This window comes from Lonsdalea quercina subsp. quercina, assembly GCF_000688695.1.
In the GTDB taxonomy this organism is placed as follows: domain Bacteria; phylum Pseudomonadota; class Gammaproteobacteria; order Enterobacterales; family Enterobacteriaceae; genus Lonsdalea; species Lonsdalea quercina_D.
On record NZ_JIBQ01000007.1, the window covers coordinates 197203 to 218420 of the forward strand.

General features: G+C 56.0%; 21 protein-coding genes and 1 tRNA gene. 11 read left to right on the top strand and 11 right to left on the bottom strand.

Features of this window, described 5'->3' with window-relative positions; genetic code table 11:
- Window positions 1-106: 106 nt before the first annotated feature.
- Window positions 107-1225: a flagella biosynthesis regulator Flk gene (gene flk / locus SB13_RS08590; RefSeq protein ID WP_026739952.1), complete on the top strand. Its 1119-nt coding sequence runs from the start codon at window positions 107-109 to the stop codon at window positions 1223-1225.
- A gap of 105 nt (window positions 1226-1330) precedes the next feature.
- Here flk and fabB read toward each other — a convergent pair whose 3' ends face one another.
- Window positions 1331-2551 carry a beta-ketoacyl-ACP synthase I gene (gene fabB, locus SB13_RS08595; RefSeq protein ID WP_026739953.1) on the bottom strand — a complete coding sequence of 407 codons (1221 nt, stop codon included), beginning with the start codon at window positions 2549-2551 and terminating at the stop codon, window positions 1331-1333.
- Window positions 2552-2714: 163 nt separating this feature from the next.
- On the opposite strand from fabB, the gene mnmC reads away from it, so the two are divergent.
- The 4 genes from mnmC (at window position 2715) to SB13_RS08615 (ending at window position 6849) form a co-directional block, all read left to right on the top strand.
- A complete protein-coding gene (gene mnmC, locus SB13_RS08600; RefSeq protein ID WP_026739954.1) occupies window positions 2715-4736 on the top strand; it encodes a bifunctional tRNA (5-methylaminomethyl-2-thiouridine)(34)-methyltransferase MnmC2/FAD-dependent 5-carboxymethylaminomethyl-2-thiouridine(34) oxidoreductase MnmC1 in 2022 nt (673 codons plus the stop codon).
- A 76-nt stretch (window positions 4737-4812) separates the two neighbouring features.
- Window positions 4813-5649 (top strand): AraC family transcriptional regulator, encoded by an 837-nt coding sequence (locus SB13_RS08605; RefSeq protein WP_026739955.1) that lies wholly within the window; start codon window positions 4813-4815, stop codon window positions 5647-5649.
- A 175-nt stretch (window positions 5650-5824) separates the two neighbouring features.
- The gene (locus SB13_RS08610; protein ID WP_026739956.1) at window positions 5825-6535 is read left to right on the top strand and encodes an AzlC family ABC transporter permease; all 711 of its coding nucleotides are present in this window, start codon (window positions 5825-5827) and stop codon (window positions 6533-6535) included.
- Window positions 6532-6849: an AzlD domain-containing protein gene (locus tag SB13_RS08615; RefSeq protein ID WP_026739957.1), complete on the top strand. Its 318-nt coding sequence runs from the start codon at window positions 6532-6534 to the stop codon at window positions 6847-6849. The genes SB13_RS08610 and SB13_RS08615 overlap by 4 nt, the downstream gene beginning before the upstream one ends.
- Window positions 6850-6901: 52 nt before the next feature.
- Here the strand turns inward: SB13_RS08615 and SB13_RS08620 are convergent, their stop codons facing one another.
- From SB13_RS08620 to prmB, 6 genes are all read right to left on the bottom strand, one after another.
- Window positions 6902-7183 carry a YfcL family protein gene (locus tag SB13_RS08620; protein ID WP_026739958.1) on the bottom strand — a complete coding sequence of 94 codons (282 nt, stop codon included), beginning with the start codon at window positions 7181-7183 and terminating at the stop codon, window positions 6902-6904.
- A gap of 38 nt (window positions 7184-7221) precedes the next feature.
- Window positions 7222-7764, bottom strand: a complete 543-nt coding sequence (locus SB13_RS08625; protein WP_036150648.1) for an elongation factor P hydroxylase — start codon at window positions 7762-7764, stop codon at window positions 7222-7224.
- 20 nt (window positions 7765-7784) lie between these two features.
- Entirely contained in the window at window positions 7785-8588 is an 804-nt protein-coding gene (locus SB13_RS08630; protein WP_026739960.1) for a sulfite exporter TauE/SafE family protein, read from the bottom strand.
- 6 nt (window positions 8589-8594) lie between these two features.
- Window positions 8595-9425, bottom strand: a complete 831-nt coding sequence (mepA, locus tag SB13_RS08635) for a penicillin-insensitive murein endopeptidase (RefSeq protein ID WP_026739961.1) — start codon at window positions 9423-9425, stop codon at window positions 8595-8597.
- 7 nt (window positions 9426-9432) lie between these two features.
- Complete coding sequence (gene aroC, locus SB13_RS08640; RefSeq protein ID WP_026739962.1) at window positions 9433-10518, bottom strand: chorismate synthase; 1086 nt, start codon at window positions 10516-10518, stop codon at window positions 9433-9435.
- Window positions 10519-10588: 70 nt separating this feature from the next.
- On the bottom strand, window positions 10589-11521 hold the full coding sequence (prmB, locus tag SB13_RS08645; protein WP_026739963.1) for a 50S ribosomal protein L3 N(5)-glutamine methyltransferase: 933 nt from the start codon (window positions 11519-11521) through the stop codon (window positions 10589-10591).
- A 161-nt stretch (window positions 11522-11682) separates the two neighbouring features.
- Between prmB and smrB the strand changes: the two genes are divergently transcribed.
- Window positions 11683-12222 (top strand): endonuclease SmrB, encoded by a 540-nt coding sequence (gene smrB, locus SB13_RS08650; RefSeq protein WP_026739964.1) that lies wholly within the window; start codon window positions 11683-11685, stop codon window positions 12220-12222.
- Window positions 12223-12452: 230 nt separating this feature from the next.
- Here the strand turns inward: smrB and sixA are convergent, their stop codons facing one another.
- Window positions 12453-12944 (bottom strand): phosphohistidine phosphatase SixA, encoded by a 492-nt coding sequence (sixA, locus tag SB13_RS08655; RefSeq protein WP_026739965.1) that lies wholly within the window; start codon window positions 12942-12944, stop codon window positions 12453-12455.
- A 227-nt stretch (window positions 12945-13171) separates the two neighbouring features.
- Here sixA and SB13_RS17870 point away from each other — a divergent pair, with 227 nt between their 5' ends.
- The gene (locus tag SB13_RS17870) at window positions 13172-13324 is read left to right on the top strand and encodes a hypothetical protein (protein ID WP_160168634.1); all 153 of its coding nucleotides are present in this window, start codon (window positions 13172-13174) and stop codon (window positions 13322-13324) included.
- Window positions 13325-13463: 139 nt separating this feature from the next.
- Here SB13_RS17870 and SB13_RS08660 read toward each other — a convergent pair whose 3' ends face one another.
- Entirely contained in the window at window positions 13464-13760 is a 297-nt protein-coding gene (locus tag SB13_RS08660; RefSeq protein ID WP_081821840.1) for a YfcZ/YiiS family protein, read from the bottom strand.
- A 366-nt stretch (window positions 13761-14126) separates the two neighbouring features.
- Between SB13_RS08660 and fadL the strand changes: the two genes are divergently transcribed.
- On the top strand, window positions 14127-15443 hold the full coding sequence (gene fadL / locus SB13_RS08665; protein ID WP_026739967.1) for a long-chain fatty acid transporter FadL: 1317 nt from the start codon (window positions 14127-14129) through the stop codon (window positions 15441-15443).
- A 124-nt stretch (window positions 15444-15567) separates the two neighbouring features.
- On the opposite strand, the gene mqo is transcribed toward fadL, so the two are convergent.
- A complete protein-coding gene (gene mqo / locus SB13_RS08670) occupies window positions 15568-17139 on the bottom strand; it encodes a malate dehydrogenase (quinone) (RefSeq protein ID WP_026739968.1) in 1572 nt (523 codons plus the stop codon).
- 363 nt (window positions 17140-17502) lie between these two features.
- Window positions 17503-18264 carry a phospholipid-binding lipoprotein MlaA gene (gene mlaA, locus SB13_RS08675; RefSeq protein WP_026739969.1) on the bottom strand — a complete coding sequence of 254 codons (762 nt, stop codon included), beginning with the start codon at window positions 18262-18264 and terminating at the stop codon, window positions 17503-17505.
- A 525-nt stretch (window positions 18265-18789) separates the two neighbouring features.
- On the opposite strand from mlaA, the gene SB13_RS08680 reads away from it, so the two are divergent.
- The 3 genes from SB13_RS08680 (at window position 18790) to tssD (ending at window position 20935) form a co-directional block, all read left to right on the top strand.
- On the top strand, window positions 18790-19692 hold the full coding sequence (locus SB13_RS08680; protein ID WP_026739970.1) for a formate/nitrite transporter family protein: 903 nt from the start codon (window positions 18790-18792) through the stop codon (window positions 19690-19692).
- Between the two features lie 77 nt (window positions 19693-19769).
- Window positions 19770-19844 (top strand) — tRNA-Arg (locus SB13_RS08685).
- 596 nt (window positions 19845-20440) lie between these two features.
- Window positions 20441-20935, top strand: coding sequence for a type VI secretion system tube protein TssD (gene tssD, locus SB13_RS08690; RefSeq protein WP_026739971.1), 495 nt, complete (start codon window positions 20441-20443; stop codon window positions 20933-20935).
- The last annotated feature ends 283 nt before the right edge of the window (window positions 20936-21218 follow it).

Below are 21218 nucleotides of genomic sequence, written 5' to 3' on the forward strand. Positions count from 1 at the left end.
ACGCCCTACCCGACTACCCGTTACGGATCCGGGTTGTTATCATAACGTTCAACTATTCTTTCTGTTATCCCACTTCGAACAGAAACCGCACGGTAAGGATCGTGTTATGCAGCCCGTGAACAGCCCAGGCACGTCTTTGCCAGGCGACCGCAACATTGATTCTACGCCGCTGAAAACCGGCGGTACGGCGCGCGAAGACGCACCATTGACGCCCGCGCAGCGCACATCGCTGGAGCGGCTTATCACGAAGATCATGTCGTTGAGTTCGCTCAAGTCGGCTGAAATCTGGGCCGGTATGCGTCACGACATCGGTTTGAAAAGCGGCGCCGAAATTTTGTCAGGTCATTTTCCTGCCGCAGAACAGGCGCTGCAAACCCGGCTGACCTCCGTGCAAAATACCTTAGGCACCCGCCAGCTGCTGCAACAGCTCACCGAACTGCTGCCGCAGGGCAATAACCGTCAGGCGGTGAGCGACTTTATACGCCAGCAGTTCGGCCACACCGTGCTGAGCTCATTGAGCGGCAGTCAGCTACAGCAGGTTGTCACGCTGCTGCAAAACGGCCAACTGCCGCAGCCGAGCTCATCGTTGCCGCCCGGCGCGTTTTCACCGTCGGCGCAACCTTCGACAACCGAGCCTCAGCCCGGCGCTCTGCCGCAAACCAGCGCCCCGCTGGACCGTCGCCTGCTGCCCGCGGAGCAAAACAGCCTGAATCAATTGATCACCCGGCTGACGACGCTCACCGGCGAATCGCCCGCCAAGGTGTTGCTGGCGCTGATGGATATTCAGGGGCTGAAACCCCATGACGCCATCCCCGCCAAAAACTTCCCGCTGCTCAGCCAACTGCTGCAAACGCAGGTCGCCATGATGCAGAACCATACGTCGCCTACGCTGGCGGCGTTGCAGCCGGCGCTCAAGCAGCCGATGGATGCTCAGGAACAGCAAATGGTGCAGGATTATGCGCAGTCTCGCTTCAATGCCGGGATGCAAACCCCATTGACGCCATTGCAGATTGCCGACGTTGTCACGTTCCTCTATAGCAAACGTCTTCAGCAGATACAGGAAAAAGAGGCGGCGACAGCGGGATCGACGTCAGCGCCGGTTCCCATCTATGGCCCCTTTATCTCCGCCCTGCCCCCCGAACTCCGGCCGCTATTCAGCCGTCCGCGCGGCGTACTGATTTTGTGCGCGCTGTGTGTGATCGTTTTGCTGTGGATACTGCTTTAAGACCGCATGAAGTGGTAAGTGGTAAGAAAAGCGGATGGGGAAGCGTCGATCAATCAGGCGAGAAAAACATAACCGGGGCTGAGCGCCCCGGTTGAGGTATAACGCTTACTGCTTGTATTTGCTCATGACCAGAACGGCGTTGGTGCCGCCGAAACCGAAACCGTTGGACATCACGGTGTTCAGCTCACGCTCAGTCGGTTCGGTGATGATGTTCATCCCTTCGCCCTGCTCATCCAGCGTGTCGATGTTGATGCTCGGCGCGATGAAGTTATGTTCCAGCATCAGCAGCGTATAAATGGCTTCCTGGACGCCCGCGGCACCCAAAGAGTGACCCGTCATCGCTTTCGTTGCGGAGATCGCCGGCGTGTTGTTGCCGAACACTTCACGAATAGCGCCCAGCTCCTTCACATCGCCGACCGGCGTTGAAGTCCCGTGGGTGTTGATGTAATCGATCGGACCGTCAACATCCTGCATCGCGATTTTCATGCAGCGTACTGCGCCTTCGCCAGACGGGGCAACCATATCTGCGCCATCGGACGTTGCGCCGTAACCCACGACTTCAGCATAGATGTGAGCGCCGCGCGCCAGCGCGTGTTCCAGCTCTTCCACGACGACCATACCGCCGCCGCCAGCGATGACGAAGCCATCACGGTTCGCGTCATAAGTACGGGAGGCTTTTTCCGGCGTGTCGTTGTATTTGGTGGACAGCGCGCCCATCGCATCAAACTCGCAGGACAGTTCCCAGCTCAGCTCTTCGCCGCCGCCGGCGAACACGATGTCCTGTTTGCCCATCTGAATCTGCTCAACGGCGTTGCCGATACAGTGAGCGGATGTCGCGCACGCGGAGCTGATGGAGTAGTTGATACCGTGGATCTTGAACGGCGTGGCCAGGCAGGCGGAAACGCCGGAACCCATCGCCTTGGTCACCACATAGGGACCCACGGCTTTCACGCCGCGCGGGCCGCGCATGGCGTCGGCACCCAGCACCTGGTAATGCGGAGAACCGCCGCCGGAACCAGCAATCAGGCCCACGCGCGGGTTATTCTGGTAAACGTCTTCGGTCAAACCCGAATCTTTCACCGCCTGCTCCATCGAAAGGAAGGCATAGATGGCGGCATCATTCATGAAACGCACAATCTTACGGTCAATCNGGCCAGCCGTATCCAGCTTAACGTTGCCCCAGACGTGACTACGCATGCCAGCATCTTTCAGCTCTTGAGAAAAGGTGATTCCTGAACGGCCCTCACGCAGAGATGCAAGGACTTCCTCTTGGTTATTACCGATGCTAGATACGATCCCAAGACCTGTAATCACTGCACGTTTCATTCAATACCTCATTTCGTTTGTATAAGCATTTAGGATACTGCGATGCACTTTAGCTTACACTTGTAAGCTGAACAAGTCCGATCTGCCTAACTTTGCACAAATTTGCACACGAAGGGGCTGACCGTTAAACTTCCGCCACCGCCTGAATTATGAGTGAGTTGCCGTGATTACGCCCGCTATCCGAACCGCTTCGCTAAGCTGGAACGCTCAGGGTACACCTGTTTCGCTACAGTTTGACGACGTCTATTTTTCTAACCAGGATGGGCTCGCGGAAACCCGCTATGTCTTTCTTGCTGGCAATGGGCTGCCCGCACGTTTTGCACACGCTTCACGCGAGACCTTCACCGTCGCGGAAAGCGGATTCGGCACCGGACTGAATTTTCTCACCTTATGGCAAGCGTTCGCCGACTTTCGCCGTCAGCAGCCGGACGCCACGTTGCAACGTCTGCATTACCTCAGTTTTGAAAAGTTTCCCCTGCAGGTGGACGATCTGGCGGCCGCGCATGCGCAGTGGCCCGAGCTGGCCGCTTTCGCCGATGAGCTGCGGGAACAGTGGCCGACGATGTCTCCCGGCTGCCACCGTCTGATACTGGCTGACGGCCATATCACGCTCGATCTGTGGTTCGGTGATATCAATGACCTGTTGCCCCAACTCGATGACAGCGTGAACCATCAGGTCGATGCCTGGTTTCTGGATGGCTTTGCGCCGTCGAAAAATCCGGATATGTGGACAGCGAACCTGTTCAACGCGATGGCGAGACTATCCCGCCCCGGCGGCACCTTCGCTACCTTCACCGCGGCGGGGTTCGTTCGTCGGGGTCTGCAGGAGGCCGGGTTCAACGTTTGTAAAGTCAAAGGGTTCGGACACAAGCGCGAGATGCTGAGCGGGGACCTGCCGGAAGCGATACCCATCACCGAATCCGCGCCGTGGTATCACCGCCCTGCCGCTCCGCAGCCGCAGGAAGTCGCCATTATCGGCGGCGGTATCGCCAGCCTGCTGACGGCGCTGGCGCTGCAGCGACGCGGCACCAAAGTCACCTTATATTGCGCCGACGAACACGTGGGGCAAGGCGCTTCCGGCAACCGACAGGGCGCGCTCTATCCGCTGCTCAACGATAAACACGATGCGCTGTCGCGGTTTTTCGCCAGCGCATTCGGCTATGCCCGACGTACCTACGATGCGCTGACGGCCCAGGGCGTGGACTACGAACATCAGTGGTGCGGCGTCAGCCAGCTGGCGTTTGACGATAAAAGCGCGCGCAAAATCGATCGTATCCTGGCGGGGCAATGGCCTGAAGCGCTGGTGCACGCGGCCGATGCGCAGACGCTGGCGCAGTCCTGCGGCGTCCCTATTCTCCATCGCGGCATCACCTATCCTTCCGGGGGATGGTTATGCCCGGCGGAACTGACCGCCGCCGCCCTGACGCTGGCGGTCCGTCAGGGCATGCAGGTCCGTTTAAACACCACCGTCTCCGAACTCGCGCCCTGCGGCGACGGCTGGCGTTTGACGCTGGACAACGGGGACGTCGCTCAGCATGCCACGGTCGTGCTGGCGAACGGCCATCAGCTCAGCGACTGGCCGCAAACGCGTCACCTGCCCACCTACGCCGTACGCGGACAGGTAAGTCATGTGCCCAGCAACGCCCAACTACGTCCCCTCAAGCAGGTGCTCTGCTACGATGGTTATCTAACGCCGATCAGCCCGCGTCACCAGCAGCATTGCATCGGCGCCAGCTATCACCGCGGAGACGCAGGAACCGAGTATCGCGATTCGGATCAGCAGCAGAATCGCCAGCGCCTGATCGACTGCCTGCCGTCGCTATCGTGGCCGACGTCGATAGAGGTCTCCGACGGCGACGCGCGATGCGGCGTACGCAGCGCGTTACGCGATCATCTGCCGCTGGTCGGCGCCGTTCCCGACTATGAGCAAACGCTGGCGCAATACCAGACGCTGCCTCAGCAGTTGGCCGCGGCGCACATTCCGGTCCAAGCCCCGGTCCATTCCCACCTGTTTATCATCGGCGGTCTTGGCTCCCGCGGGCTCTGTTCCGCTCCGCTGGCGGCGGAGGTTCTGGCGGCCCAGATGTTTGGGGAGCCATTGCCGCTGGACGGGAGCACGCTGGCCGCCCTGAATCCGAACCGATTCTGGGTAAGAAAGCTGTTGAAGAATCGCCCGGTAGAGTAACGGGATAACCGGCCGCGCCTCGTGGCCGGCATAACAGCAATTTCGTTCAATTTTTCACAGCTTATGGAGCGTAAAGATGGGACAGCAAGCACCGCAGGAGCAGGCTCATTTCAGCCATCTGCCGACGTTGGGCGGACTGGACATGCTGCAGGCTTGCTATCACCGCCAGCGTTTTTCCCGCCACTCGCACGAGAATTTCTGCATCGGCGTGGTCGAGGAAGGCGCGCAGCGTTTCTACCGTACCGGCGGTGAGCACGTGGCGCCCAAAGGCGATATCATTCTGGTCAACGCGGATGAAATCCATACGGGCTACGCGGGCACCGCCGAGGGCTGGTCCTATCGCGCTATCTATCCGTCGGTCGATATGCTGCGCGGTCTCTCGAGCACAACGCACGACGATCGGGGAGACGCGCCGTGGTTTCCCCACGCGGTGGCCCACGATCCTGGCTTATCCGAGCAGTTGCGCATGACCTTCTCGCTGCTAAGCGTCGAAGGCAATACGCTGTTAAAGGAAACCCTGCTCTGCTCATCGCTGGTCTGGTTGATGATGCGTCACGGTAAAACGCGCACGGAAGTGCGTCCGCTCACCAAAGCCGACCACGCCATCCGACAGGTCAAAATGCTGCTGGATGACTGCCCGGAAGAGAACCTGTCCCTGCTGGCGCTGGCAAATCTGGCCGGTCTCAGCCCGTGGCACTTCCTGCGCCAGTTTAAAAATCAGGTGGGGATGCCGCCGCATGCCTACCTCGTGCAGTCCCGGCTCCGCAAGGCAACCACGCTCCTTCGTCAGGGGCAACGCCTCTCCGATGTTTCCGCCCGCTGCGGTTTTTCGGATCAGAGCCACTTCAATCGCCACTTCAAAAAAGCGCTGGGCGTGACGCCGGGGCAATTTTTACGCGCGCTGAAACGCTGAAAATAGCCAGGTGATTCAGGATCATTTCACCGCCCTTGCCTCCGGCGAACGATAAGGCGGTCGGGGCTACACATTCGCCCGCCTGACAGATTTTACCTGCGCAATTTTCTTCAATCTTTGTTCGGGGGGTTACGTTACCTTTTGGCGACCTACTACACCTACAAGGACATGGTTTATGAACGCGTCGGAAACCCTTCCCTCTCCCTGGCAGGGCACATTTGCAGGCTGCGTCGCTGTCTTACCGTTGTGTCTGGCGGTAGTTCCCTGGGGCATCCTCGCGGGTTCAATGGCGGTTCAGGCCGGACTGACCTTCTGGCAAAGCGTCGGCATGTCGGCGGTGGTCTTCGCCGGCGCGGCACAATTGGTGACGCTGGGACTGCTGATGTCCGGGGCCAATGTGCTGACCATCGTTGTGACCGTATTTGTGATTACCGTGCAACACCTGATCTATGGTTTGAGCCTTCGAGAGGTCGTCTCTCGCCTGAACAGCCGTTTTCGCATACCCATCGGTTTTTTGCTGACGGATGAACTGTTTGCGCTGGCCGCTGGGAAGGATAATCGCGCGCAACTCTCACCGGGGTATCTTCTCGGCGCGGGTCTCACCTTTTATCTGTGCTGGCTGATGTGCAGTCTGGCGGGCATTTTGCTGGCGTCCTCGATACCCGATCTGGACCGCTACCATCTCGATTTTTCGATTGTGGCGACCTTCATCACGATCATCGTGCCGATGGTAAAGAACAAAGCTACGCTGTGCGGTGTCGCTTTTTCCCTGATCGCCGCGATGCTGTTGTCATACTGCCACGTTGAGGGCGCCGTCATCATGGCCGGGCTAGGCGGCATGCTGTGTTCGGTGGTAATTGAACGTCTGGGAGGCGCATCGTCATGAGTTGGTCATTACTGTTTATGCTGGCGGGCGTGGTGTTTTTCAATCGCTATCTGTTTCTCGATCCGCGCGTGCCGGTCACGCTGCCGCTGTGGGTGCGTCAGGCGCTGCGTTACTCCGCACCCTGTATGCTGACCGCAATATGCGGACCGGTGATCCTTCTGCATCACGACGCGCTGCGACCGTTCCCCGGCAATCCCTATCTGTGGGGTGCGCTAGGCTGCGTGATAATCGCACTACTGGTTCGCAACGTACTCTTGGCGGTTGTTTGCGGACTGGCGTGGTTCTATGCGTTGTGTTTCTGGCTGGGAGTCTGACGATGCAGGTGCCGGATGACTCCGGCACCTGTGGTGAGAAAGGATTGCGGTATTACTGCTGGGAAGATGCCTGCTGGTAGAGGCGGTCCCACATTTGATTGACCAGAACCTGATCCGGCGGAGACAGCTCGCCGTTTTTGATGGCCTTGCGTACGCTGTCCTCGACGCGGCTGCATAAGGCTTCTGCCGTATGCTCGCCGTTTTCCTCAGCTTCCGCCACCGCCAAGGTCAAATGACCACGCAGATATCCCCCGGCAAAAAGCTCATCGTCGCTGGCGTGTTCCACCATGTCATCAATCAGCGCCAGGATGCGCGATTCAAATTCTGCGATCATTCATTGTCCTCAGTTGTTCAGTGTTGCCTATCGTCCGCTCAGCAGAGATCGGCGGGGTACGGGAAATCCGCCGGGGTCAGCGGCGCCGTATGATAAAACGCGTGCAGCGCCTGAATTAAGCGGCCCGGACGTTCGGGAACGCCCTCCTCCAGATAGCGCATAACCTGCGCATGCACGCGGCGTTGAAAGGCAATGCGATCGGGCGTGACATCGCCGTTCAGGTTATCGCAGCTCACGTTAAAGGGAAACGCCGCCGCGACGCAAAACATCCACTCCAGCGCCTGTGGCTTAATCTCCACCGACTCGAACTGTTGCTGCGTTGCCGCATCGCGACCGTCGGGACAGTACCAGTATCCAAAGTCGACAAGTTTGCGCCGTTCCGCGCCAGCAATGCACCAGTGAGAAATCTCATGCATGGCGCTGGCGTAAAAACCGTGGGCGAACAGGATACGGTGGTAGTCCGTCTGCTCGTCGGCTGGCAGGTAGATCGGTTCATCCTCGCCCTTGACCAGGCGCGTATTGAAATCTTCGCTAAAGCAGGCGTTAAACACCTGAATCAGGTGCTCGTAATCGTGTGTCATGATGTCGTTAACCGGTTCGGTCATGAGAAAAGCTGTCCCACCCAGCGGGCAATGTCCTGCCCGTGACTGTCATAAATCAGTTTGATGCTCATCAACGCGGACACCGCCACCAGCATGGGGCGGATCAACTTTTGTCCCTTGGTGAGCACCATTTTGGCGCCTAGACGCGCGCCGATGATCTGACCTAACAGCATCACGCCGCCGATGACCCACATGACTTTGCCGCTCAAGATAAAGAACAGCAGCCCCCCCAGATTCGAGGTGAAGTTGAGCACCTTGGCGTGGGCGGTGGACTTCGCCAGATTGAAGCCGCGTAGCGTCAGGTAGGACAGCGCGTAAAACGACCCGGCTCCCGGACCAAAGAAGCCGTCGTAGAATCCCACGCAGGCGCCGCCGACGAGGGCGAAAGGAACGGGAGAGAGCCGACGCTGCCGATCTTCGTCGCTGATTTTAGGCATCAACAGGAAATACAGGCCGATGCCGATCACCAGCACCGGCAGCAGCTGGCGCAGGAAGTCCGCATGAATTTGCTGAATGAGCCAGGCGCCGGTGATCGCGCCAAGGAAGGTGCATACCACCGCCAACTTTTGCTCGCGCAGGTCGACCGCCCCGCGGCGGATGAAGTACAGGCTGGCGGAAAACGCCCCGCCGACGCCCTGCAGCTTATTGGTTGCCAGCGCCTGCGCGGGCGAAAGTCCCGCAGCGAGCAGCGCGGGGACCGTCAGCAAACCGCCGCCCCCGGCAATCGAATCGATAAACCCCGCAGCCACGGCGATAACAAACAGAAGCCCGAGCAGCTCCGGCCCTAATAGCATTGCATCCATCAAGATTTATTCCGCAGCAAAGTGTCGGTTCAGCAGCGCCTGACAAGATGCGGGCAGCGGCGGTGGCGTGGTTTTCTGCGGTGTGACGGCGCCCGGTTTACGCGGCTGGAACCAGCTTTGCAACTCAGCGCCGCAACCGTCACCGGCCGGCGGCGGATCCTGATCCTGGCACTCAAGGCTATTCGCCGGGCAGCGCAGACGAACGTGCATATGAGCACGGTGTGCGAACCAGGGTCGAACCTTGTGCAGCCACGAGCGGTCGCTGCCGGCCTCCTGACACAGACGCTGCTTGATCGCCGGGTTGACGAAGATACGCGTCACCGCGCTGTCCTGCGCCGCCGTTTTGATCAGGGTCAGCGCGTCAGAATTCCACAAGCGCGGATTGACGGCCTTGTCCCCGGGCAATACCAGATCGATAGGTTGTGGATTCAGGAGTTGCTGCGTGCTCCAGCGCTGACGCGGCACCTGTAGCCAGACGTCCACATCCAGACCCGACTGATGGCTGGCGTGTCCGCTGCTGAAACGGCCGCCCGCAGGCATCCCCATGTCCCCGACCAGCACGATGCCGCCGTTCTGGCGATGTACGCTGGCGCTAAGGCGATGGATGAACGCCAGCAGGTCCGGATGGCCGAAATAGCGACGCTGATCGACTCGCATCACCTGATAGTCGGCCGCTTGCAGCGGCAGTGATTGCGCGCCGATGATGCAGCCGTTGGCGAAGGAGCCAATCGCCTGCGGGCGTCCCGCAACCGGATGCGTGATCTCCTGCCAGGGCGTCGCCGCCCCGGCGGTGGCGCAGCACAGCAGCGCCATCAAACCTATCAAAGCTGTTTTCATATGCGTGTTACCAACGGGGAACGGAGGTGTTCACGTCCGCGCACTGCGCGCGCTGGCGTAATAAATGATCCATCAAGACGATAGCCATCATCGCCTCGGCGATAGGCACGGCGCGGATACCGACGCAGGGATCGTGACGCCCGCGGGTGACCATTTCCGTCGCTTCGCCCGTACGGGTGATCGTCCGTCCCGGCACCATGATGCTGGACGTAGGCTTGAGCGCCAGATGTGCGACGACCGCCTGGCCGCTGCTGATGCCGCCCAGAATGCCGCCAGCATGGTTACTCTGGAAACCGTCCGGCGTGATCTCGTCTCGGTTTTCGCTACCGCGTTTACCGACGACCGCGAAACCGTCGCCGATCTCGACGCCTTTGACGGCATTGATGCTCATTAGCGCATGCGCCAAATCCGCGTCCAGTCGGTCGAATACCGGCTCGCCCAGTCCGGCGGGCACCGATTCGGCGACTACCGTCACCCGCGCGCCGATGGAGTCACCCTCTTTCTTCAGCGCGCGCATCAGTTCATCCAACGCTTCCAGCTTGGACGGATCCGGGCAAAAGAACGGGTTTTGTTCAACCTGATCCCACGCTTTCAGTTCACAGTGAATATCGCCCATCTGCGTCAAACAGCCGCGAATATTCACGCCGTGCCGGAGCTGCAGGTATTTCTTGGCGATGGCGCCCGCCGCCACGCGCATGGCCGTTTCGCGTGCGGAAGAACGACCGCCGCCGCGATAGTCGCGCTGGCCGTATTTCTGCTCGTAGGTATAGTCGGCATGGCCGGGACGGAACAGATCTTTAATCGCGCTGTAATCCTGCGAACGCTGATCGGTATTTTCAATCAGCAGGCCGATACTGGTACCCGTCGTCACGCCGTCGAAGACGCCGGACAGAATGCGTACTTGATCCGGTTCGCGACGCTGGGTGGTGTAACGAGACGTGCCCGGACGACGACGGTCCAGATCGTGCTGCAAATCCGCTTCAGTCAACGGAATGCCAGGCGGAACGCCATCCACTACACACCCCAGGGCAATACCATGGGACTCACCAAAGGTGGTGACGCGGAAAAATTGCCCAATACTGTTTCCTGCCATCACGGCTCCTTTACATCATAAAATAAGAGATCGTCAGGCGGGCTATCCGCGCCCGCATCCTGTCACTATATTAGTCGCGATACAGGCTGAAGTGAGACTGGCATTCCAGCAGCTGCGCACGAGTCAGCATGAATACGCCATCGCCGCCGTGCTCGAATTCCAGCCAAGTAAACGGAATATCGGGATATTGGTCGATCAGATGCACCATGCTGTTGCCCACTTCGCAGATCAGCACGCCCTCCTCGCTGAGGTATTCGGTGGCGCGGGCAAGAATGCGGCGCACCAGCTTCAGGCCGTCGCTTCCCGCGGCCAGCCCCAGCTCAGGCTCATGACGGAACTCGTCCGGCAGATCCGCCATGTCTTCTTCATCGACGTAAGGCGGGTTGGTGACGATCAGATCGTAAGGCGTGGTCGGCAGGTCGCGGAACAGATCGGAACGAATCGGCGTGACGTGATGCTCCATGCCATGCTGTTCGATATTTAGCTCAGTCACCGACAGTACATCGCTGGAGATATCGACCGCGTCGACCTCCGCTTCCGGGAAAGCCTGCGCGCAGGCGATGGCGATGCAGCCGCTGCCAGTACAGAGATCCAGAATGTGACGGGGTTCGTGGCTCAACAGCGGCTCGAAACCGTTATTGATCAGCTCTCCAATCGGCGAACGCGGCACCAACACGCGTTCATCGACGTAGAATTCCAATCCGCAAAACCAGGCTTTGTTGGTGAGATAAGCGACGGGGATACGTTCGTTGATACGGCGGATCACTCGTTCCACAATGCGGTGACGTTCGCCTGACGTCAGGCGCGCGCTGTACATGTCTTCGGGGATATCGAGGGGAAGATACAGGCTTGGCAGCACCAGCTGCAGCGCCTCGTCCCAAGAGTTGTCGGTTCCATGACCGTAATAGACCTGTGCGGCATTAAACCGGCTGACCGTCCAACGCAACATATCCTGAAGGGTATGCAGATCGTTGACCGCTTCATCGACGAAAATTTTGTCCAAGGTTGTCCTCCGCAGACATCTCTGAAAATCAAATTGCCGCCTAGTTTGCCATGAAGCCTGCGACAAATCAGCAGATATCACCGTCCTGCGGCCCCTCAAGCCTTAGCGGAGCGCGCAAGAAAAGGTACACTTAGGAAAAACCAAGACAGAGTACAGCGCTGATGAAAAACAAATACAGGCTGGATGAGGAAGAGCTGGCGCTTTTTCGCGCTTCAGTCGCCGGCGCCAGACGCCTGACTCAGGACACCTATCGCTATCAACCGCCGCGCCGCAAACTCTCAGAAGTGCCGCCGCGTAAAGCGATGCAGGAGCAGCGCGACGCCTGCTTTTATTTCTCGGATGAGTTTCAACCGCTGTTGGAGAACGACGGCCCGGTACGATACGTTCGCTCCGGCACCAGCCACTACGAATTGAAAAAGCTGCGCAGGGGGGATTATCCGCCGGAGCTGTTTCTGGATCTGCATGGCCTGACGCAGCAGGAAGCCAAGCAAGAGCTGGGCGCATTACTGGCCGCCTGCCGCCGGGAGCACGTGTACTGCGCCTGCGTGATGCACGGGCACGGTAAGCACATCCTTAAACAGCAGACTCCACTATGGCTTGCCCAGCATCCCGACGTGCTGGCATTTCATCAGGCCCCGCGCGAATTCGGCGGCGACGCCGCATTGCTCGTGCTGGTGGCGCTGGATAGCAACGTCAGATAACGTGCCAAACATACAAGACAGGCGGCAATTTGCCGCCCCTTTTCCTCTCTTCCCCCCCTGCCTCATCACCGCCACCACGCGCCTCGCATAGTGTTCAAGCACTCGCGCTGTTCTGGCGCAGGCAAAACCTCGCGTCGCCAACCTTTAGGACACGGAAGCAAAAAGAGAAGTCGAACTGTGCCGGTATACCCTTGCCGTCAGGCATACCGGTGCGCAGGGTTAAAGCAGGGTTATTTGGCTTGGGCGGCCTTGGCGAGAAGCTGAGCCGGACTGACTTGCCACTGCCACACGCCAGCGCCGGAGGGGTCGAACTGCACGTCTGCCACGGCCGACGTGGCGAACATCGGCGCCGTTTCTTGCGGACAAAGGGCCGCGACCAGGTAGCCGACCAGCGGCAAATGCGAGATCACCAGTACAGCACCGACGCCCTGAGAAGCCAGCACCTCAAGATAGTCACGCACCTGTTCGGCGCTGCCGCCCGGCGTGAGTTCCGGCAGGCACTCATCCTCAACCGGCAGTTGCCATGCATCCCTGACGGCCTGCAACGTTTGCTGAGCACGCAGGAACGGGCTAACCAGAACGCGATCAATGTCGATACCCTGGCCAGACAACCAAGCGGCCATCTGACGGGACTCATCACATCCACGAGCACTGAGAGGACGAAGCGCATCACTGGCTGCGTCAGGTATGGCATCGCCGTGACGCATGATCAAAACTTGCATATTACACCGCTATATTGAGGAAAAAGCTGTGCGTGTCGCGAAGGGAAAGGCGGTGCCGACGCTCGTGCATCCGGCTGCGCCTGACCGACGTAAACACACGGTTCAGGAACTGATTGCTGGCGTTTTAACCAGACTGAAGCGCATTTTTTTACTCCAATTGGCTGCCGATAGCAACCTAACGACCGAAGTCGGCAGGCGACGTGCGAATTCTTGCGCACGAGTGTCTGATGGAATTCATTGTTTTTCAGTTAGTTGTAAAAATGCGCTCCCGCCAACCACACAAAAAACAGAACAACGTGTTGTTTTTTGTGCTGACGGTTCGCCGCCTTATTACCCCGCCATTGGACGGTGGTCTGAATAATCAGACCGATGCCTTTTAGCTTAGTTCGCACGCGTGCAACGGGAGATAGAGTGGCTTNAGAATTTCCTTCGGAAATCAGCGGTATCTTGAAGCGAGGAGTGTTGCCGGAACGTCCGGCTGTCGTCATTCGGAGGGAGGCCCCCTCCGATACGCAGCGTTTAGCGCAGGCCCAGTTGGAAAATCAGGGTTTCCGCCTGGCAGGCAAAAGTGAAGTCGATGTCCATCTTCACACCACCTTCAACGTCAGCAAACGTGCTGTCGATAACGCAAGGATCCGATTCCACGGAGCGAGCTTTGTCGATCAACGTCTTTTGCATGGCTTCCGCTTCAGCGCGGTCAGCAAACACACGGCTATACGAGGCGGTGCAATCGGTGTTGTCCATGATGGTGCCAACATCGACACAGCAACAGGCGGCCGTTTCTTCAGCGCTGCATTTGTTAATTGGATTGGTCATTACAAGACTCCTCTGCGGGAATACCTGGAGGCCAGGCACGTTCCGGATCATAAAAGGTTATCTTATTTTACCCGCCGAGACGTCGAAGCACTAGGACTTACTGACACTAAGGATATTAACGCCGCTTTGCCCTCGCATTCCCTGTCAGACCCTACCTTTGCCCTCTCCCTTGCCTGCGAAAATGACTCAAATACCAGACACTAATTTAACAAAATGAAAACGATTAAAGATCAAAATATTGATAATCGAATCTTTTTGTAACTGGTCTGATTTGTCACAAAGAGTAGCCAACCTACAATGCGCGTCCTTTTGTTACCGTTTTACGAAGTAACAGCGCTCAACAACAAAATACAATGAGGTTTGGTCATGCACCAGAAAGGCCGGCTGAAAAAAACATCGCTTGCTGTAGCACTAGCGCTGTTATCCAGCCATGCATCCGCCGCGGGTTTCCAGCTCAATGAATATTCCACGTCCGGTCTGGGACGCGCTTTCTCCGGCGAAGGCGCCGTCGCCGACAACGCGACTTCAGGCAGCCGTAATCCCGCCACCATGACCTTATTTGACCGCCCCGCGTTCTCTATCGGCGCCATTTATATCGACCCGGACGTGAATTTGCAGGGCAAAAACTCCCTGACGGGTAGCGGCGATACCAGCGCGCATAATATCGCGCCCGCGCAGTGGGTGCCAAACGTGCACTTCATCATGCCGCTGAACGATCGCTGGTCCGTGGGCGCGTCCGCCGTGACTAATTATGGGCTGTCGACGGAATTTCCGTCTGACTACGCGGCCGGCTCCATCGGCGGCACGACCAAGCTGTTGACGTCGAACCTCAACCTCAGCGCCGCATATCGCATGAACCAGCACTTTAGCCTCGGGCTGGGCGTTGACGCGGTCTATGCAAAAGCGAAAATTGTGCGTACCGCGGGCGAACTGGCCTACATTCCAGCCTCAAGGGGCGGTCTGGCGGGCGTGGTCAACGGCCCTTCATCCGAGATAGCGCATCTGGAAGGCGAAGAGTGGGGTTACGGCTGGAACGCCGGTATTTTGTATGAAGTTGACGATAATAACCGCATCGGCCTGACCTATCGCTCCAAAGTCGACATCGACTTCAAGGGCGATTATAAAAATGACCTGCCCCGCGTCATCGCGACCAGCACCACGACGGGCACGGGCGGCCAGTACATTCCAGGCGCGCTGACGCTTTCGCTGCCGGAAATGTGGGAGTTCTCCACCTATCACCGCGTCGCACCTCGATGGGCGGTTCATTACAGCTTCACTTACACCAGCTGGAGTCAGTTCGAAGAGCTAAGAGCCACCGGCAGCAACAATCAGCAGCTGTTCGAGAAGCAAGAGCATTTCCGCGACGCCTATCGCATGGCGCTCGGCACCACCTATTATTACGACGATAACTGGACTTTCCGCACCGGTATTGCGTTTGACGACAGCCCGGTACCGGCGGAGAACCGCTCCATATCTATTCCGGATCAGGACCGCTTCTGGATTAGCGCCGGGACCACCTATGCGTTCAATAAAGATGCGTCCGTCGACCTGGGCATCTCTTACATGCACGGTAAGACCGTGACCATCAACGAAAAAGTGGCCGACAACTCGCCTGCGACCTACAGCTTCACCTCGAAAGGCACCGCCTGGCTGTACGGCATCAACCTGAACTATCGTTTCTGATAAGCCGTCGTCCCGCGCCGAGGTCATCCACGCGCGGGACGCTTTATGAATTATCGTCTTATGCAACGATCAAAAAAGGCCGCTTACGCGGCCTTTTTTATGAGCTATTGAAGCAGAATCGGAATTACTCCGGTTTCACTTCCATGTAGTTCAGTTTCAGCGTGCTGCTGGTGTAGCTACGGATCTTGTTGGTCAGCTCAATATCGCCATCCAGTTTTTCACCGTAGGAAGGGATGATTTCCTTCAGCTTAGCCTGCCATTCCGGCGTCGCGACTTGGGTCTTAAAGACCTTGTTCAGCACGTCCAGCATGATCGGCGCAGCGGTAGAAGCGCCCGGAGACGCGCCCAGCAGTGCAGCGATGCTGCCATCCTGAGAGCTGACGATTTCGGTGCCCAGTTTCAGCACGCCGCCTTTGTCAGCATCTTTCTTGATGACCTGCACGCGCTGACCGGCAACGCTCAGCTTCCAATCTTCTTTCTTAGCGTTCGGGAAGTATTCCTGCAACGCCGCGAAACGATCGTCGTCGTTCATCATCACCTGGCTGATCAGGTATTTCACCAGATCGAAGTTATCCAGACCGACATGCACCATCGGCATGAAGTTGGAGGTGCTGACGGATGCGAACAGATCCCATAGCGAACCATTTTTCAGGAATTTGCTGGAGAAGGTCGCGAACGGCCCGAACAGCACGACTTGTTTGCCGTTGAAGACACGGGTATCCAGATGCGGAACGGACATCGGCGGCGCACCTACGGAGGCTTTACCGTAGACCTTCGCCATGTGACGTTTCACGACATCAGGATTGTCTGTCACCAGGAACTCGCCGCCGACCGGGAAGCCGCCGTAGTTATCAGCTTCAGGAATGCCGGACTTCTGCAGCAGCTGCAGCGCCGCGCCGCCTGCGCCGATGAAGACAAATTTCGCTTTGATTACGCTTTCTTTGCCATCATTTTTCAGGTCGGCAACCACGACGTTCCAGGTGTTATCGCTGTTACGTTTCAGGTCGCGGACTTCGTGGTTCAGCTGTAAAGAGAAGTTCGGGTTCTGCTTCATCGAATCAACCAGCTGGCGGGTCACTTCGCCATAGTTGACGTCGGTACCAATCGGCATACGGGTAGCCGCGACTTTCTGATTCGGGTCGCGTCCTTCCATCACCAGCGGAGCCCACTCTTTAATGGTGTTGGCGTCGTTGGTGAATTCCATACCGCGGAAGAGCGTGCTGTGCTGCAGTGCGTTGTAGCGTTTGTGCAAGAAGTCGACGTTATCGTCGCCCCAGACAAAGCTAATGTGGGGAACGCTGTTGATAAAGGAGGTGGGATCCTTCATCACGTTATTTTTAACCTGATAGGACCAGAACTCACGGGAGATTTCAAATGCTTCGCTGATTTCAACGGCTTTGACGATTTCGACCGAGCCGTCGGGTTTTTCCGGGGTATAGTTCAACTCCATAAAAGCAGAGTGTCCGGTACCCGCATTATTCCAGCCGTTTGAACTTTCCTGGGCAACGTTATCCATACGCTCGACCATATTGATGGTCCAGTTGGGCTCCAGTTCTTGCAAATAGGTGCCCAATGTTGCACTCATAACGCCGCCGCCGATCAGTACTACATCCACGGTTTTATCCTCTTCTGCCACAGCAGATTGCGTTACTCCCATGATCCCTAAACAGAGGACCGAAATGAGTAGTTTTTTCATGCTTTACATCTCTTAATGTGAATTGTTATCCCTGCAGGTGAAACAAAGTCATCCCATCCCGACGAGCAAGATAACGGTACAGAAGTGGTGAAAGAGCAGTAAGACTGCTTTTGGTCAAAATTTTGCTAGATCAAAACGAGTCTGGCTGCCCGTTCAGAGCTGCTGAAACGTCACTCTCACAAACAGGGTAGCATTATTGTTACATGGCTGATGAAAATAAATTTATGTAATTAAATAAACATTCAACAGGCTGGTAACTTCTCACAAACAATCTCTTATGTGAAGATCTAAAAGGCAACTCATGAAAAAACAACGAATAAAGGCGCCCGAAGGCGCCACTAAACGTCTCTGATAAGCGAATATTTACTGCGCGTCGATTTCCTGAAGGCTGCCTTCAATTTCTTTGGCATTCGGGTTCACCGGCGCCGGACCGGTCCCCCCGTTCGCCAGGAAATCATGACGCTGGAAGTAGGCTTCACGCATCATTAGATACGGGTCGGACGAGTTCTTCAGCAGACCGTCGGAATCCAGCAGTTGAGCACGCGTCTCCAGCCCTTCAATCATCCATTTACCCGCCGACATCCAGAATGTCAGGTAACTCAACGGTGGGTAGAGGGTATCGACGAAATTCCCGCCGTCTTCACGCAGCGTCGCGCTGCCATAACCCGGCAACACCACGTAGGGACCGTAGGCCACATCGTAATGTCCCAACGTGCTCCCGAAGCGACGAGGCTCTTCTTTTTTCGCAAGCTTGGGGTTAGCCATGGTGGCGACGTCTATCAGACCCCCCATCCCGACGATCGTATTAAGGAAGAAACGGTTGAAGTGGATCATCGCTTCATACGGTTTGCCTTCAGCGAAGTAGTTCACCATCGCAGCCGGTTCCGCCAGGTTGTCGAAGAAGTTCGTCAAACCGTTACGGGCGGGATGCGGGACGTAATCACGCCAGACCACGGCGGCGGGTCTCACCAGGTAGGGATCTAATAAATAGTAGTTAAAGCTGAACATGCTTCGGTTGAAGCCTTCCAGAGGATCTGAACGCTCTTGTTGCGAGGTATCTCTGGAGCTGGCGCACGCAACGAGCAACAGACTTGCTAAAACCACTCCCCCGAGGCGGAAATTCATAACCATTCTCCCTGCTTAATTTTTGTATGCCCTTGTAAAAAGGCACCGTTTACCGATGGAGGCGGAAACGTCATGCCGCATTTAGTGTATCACCATACGAAAAATTCACGCCCACGGCGTTAACCCGCAACATCCTTCCGGTGTGCATGACCCTTTCTCCGTGAGGCGGGAGGCTTTGACTGTTCCCGTTTCAGCATGAATAAATACGGCCATGCGGCCTAAATCCACCCGCAACGCCGTCACAATGACGGCGGGAAGCGCCCTGTCGCCGCACCCTCACGACAAAACCATTTAAAGACGCAAAAGCTAATACCATACTCTGCCCTCCTGGGTCATTAACGCGAACTGCTGCAAGCCCGATTTTTTGAGACGTGGACTGAGCGATGCGACACTGCGTTACCCCAGGCGCCAGTTCACGATCGAGCATCTTACGGTTCAACCCTCTGAAAAAGCCGCGCGGCGATGAAGAGTGGCTATGCTTATAAGTCAGTTTCCGCCAACACGATGCCAACGGAAAACCTAGTTATGAGTGAACCTCGTTCAAAAAACAGCCGTAACGTAGAAAGTGACGAAAGCCGCCAGGGACAAGATATCATCGTGGATGAGCATTCCCTGCCCTCCCCGGCCGCGGCTATCCATGAACGCATCCGACAGGAAGGTCAAAAAGAGCTGGTGCGAGACGGCAGAGCGCTTTTGTGGTCCGCCATCGCCGCTGGTCTGTCGATGGGAACCTCGCTCATCGCCATGGGCCTGCTTCACGCCGAGCTAAAAGGCGTGACGGGCGCTCACCTACTGGAGAGTTTTGGCTACACGCTGGGCTTCATCATCGTCATCATGGCGCGCCAGCAGCTGTTTACGGAAAACACCGTCACGGCCGTATTGCCCATTATGCATCAGCCCAACATGCACAACTTTCGCCTGTTGTTGCGGCTGTGGGGACTTGTCTTGTTCGGCAACCTCATCGGCACCGCACTGGCGGCGTTGGGGTATACGGCACTGCCTGTCTTCAGCGCGGAAGTGCGCCATGCGTTCTCCGACATCGCCCTCCATGTGATGGAAAATCCTCCGGAAGAGATGTTCGCCAATGCCATGGTCTCAGGCTGGATTATCGCCACGATGGTATGGATGCTGCCGAACGCCGGTAACGCGAAAATCCTGGTGATTATCATCATGACCTGGCTTATTTCGGCCAGCAGCCTGACGCATATTGTGGCGGGCGCGACGGAAATTTTTTATTTAGTCTTCAATCAGCAGCTGTCGTGGCAGGCTTTCATCTGGCCCTTTGCCCTGCCGACGTTGGCAGGCAACATTATTGGCGGCACCTTTGTTTTCGCGCTTATCAGCCATGCTCAAATTCGTAGCGACCTGCCGGGCAAGGATAAAAAAGCCGTCAAACTCGATGACGAAAAGGATGACTCATCACGCTGAAGTGGTGGAGGATTAAGCAAACGCACCGCTAAGTGCTTATGGACGCGGCGAAATCGAGTATAATGCTCGCCATCCGCGTCCCCATAGTTAAATGGATATAACGAGCCCCTCCTAAGGGCTAGTTGTAGGTTCGATTCCTGCTGGGGACGCCAGCCGTTCATTGGTAGACCGCAATACTCCTCCTGAATACCTCCACTACACCACTCGCCGCAAACATGAGTTCGGCTGTGTCCTTCATACCAGTGGGTCACGCGATCTCTGCGCCGGATTGGATGATGGAACGGTTTTCGTTTAGATGAAGATTGACGTCCACCATCGAACAGACGACGGCATTTAGAGGAACACAAGGGCAAGCTCATCGCAGTAGCAATCAAAACGCCCTTCCTCTCTCGCGTCAGAGGTAGGAAAGTAATCTCTTTCAGGTCTGACTGAATTAAACGCTCTCCCAACAGCCCTACCGTACCGTCGGCACCCGCCTTTAATACCTAGACGAATGACACGACGAACCGCGCAGGGTTATCAACGCGTTCAAGATGTTGTTCTTAGATTGACTCTTCTATATTTAGGTCGATGTATACATTATGGGACTAAATAAAATTTCACATAGCCAAATTTTTATTTCGATATGGAGTTTGCCGTTTATTCCCATTGACTCAAAAAATGATTGCTGTTGATATTATCTCGTCAGAAAGACAAAACAATTTTCATTTATTCGACCATATCCTTCAGGATGGTCCAAGGAGTCATTATGTCTAACATGATATACTTAAAGTTGACGGGTAAAAAGCAAGGCTTGATATCTGCAGGCTGTTCAAATACTAATTCCACCGAAGAACGGTTTCATCTTTCCCATGATAATGAAATATCAGTCTATAAACTGATAAATACTTTATCGCGGGATGGCTATGATCCCTTTCGGCACGTCGACATCATAAAACCCATTGATAAATCCACGCCGCTTTTAGCCAATGCGTTGAATGATAAGGAAAGATTGATCTGTGAATTTTTCTTCTACCGAACGGGAGATTATGGCAGAAAGGAACTCTATTTTAAATTTATTCTACAGAATGCCTTTCTCACGGATATTCGCTTTATTTACCCTAACTCATTGTTAAATAGCGATTGTAATCCACATGAGAGCCTATCTTTCGCCTACTCATCGGCCATTTTCGAACATGTTAAAGGGCAAACGCGATCTTTGCTGACAGGGAATGAATCCGTGCAGCAAAGTGATTATATTTGAAATAACGTCATATGAATGGAATCAAAAGTAAACGAAATCATTATCAATCAGAAAGTCATAATTAAAGACAGCATTTCTTAAATATATTATTAAGCATAGATTGACCCATCGCTTTTATTCATGATAGATGAAATTAAACCCTTCATGAGAAAAACATATCATTTGTATATTGATGAGTTGATGTTGGAGAGGACTTTAGTTAAGAACAGGACGAAACTTTTATTTGAATAAAACCAGACAGAATTTATAAACCGTTTCTTTATAAAACTGAACACATCACCGG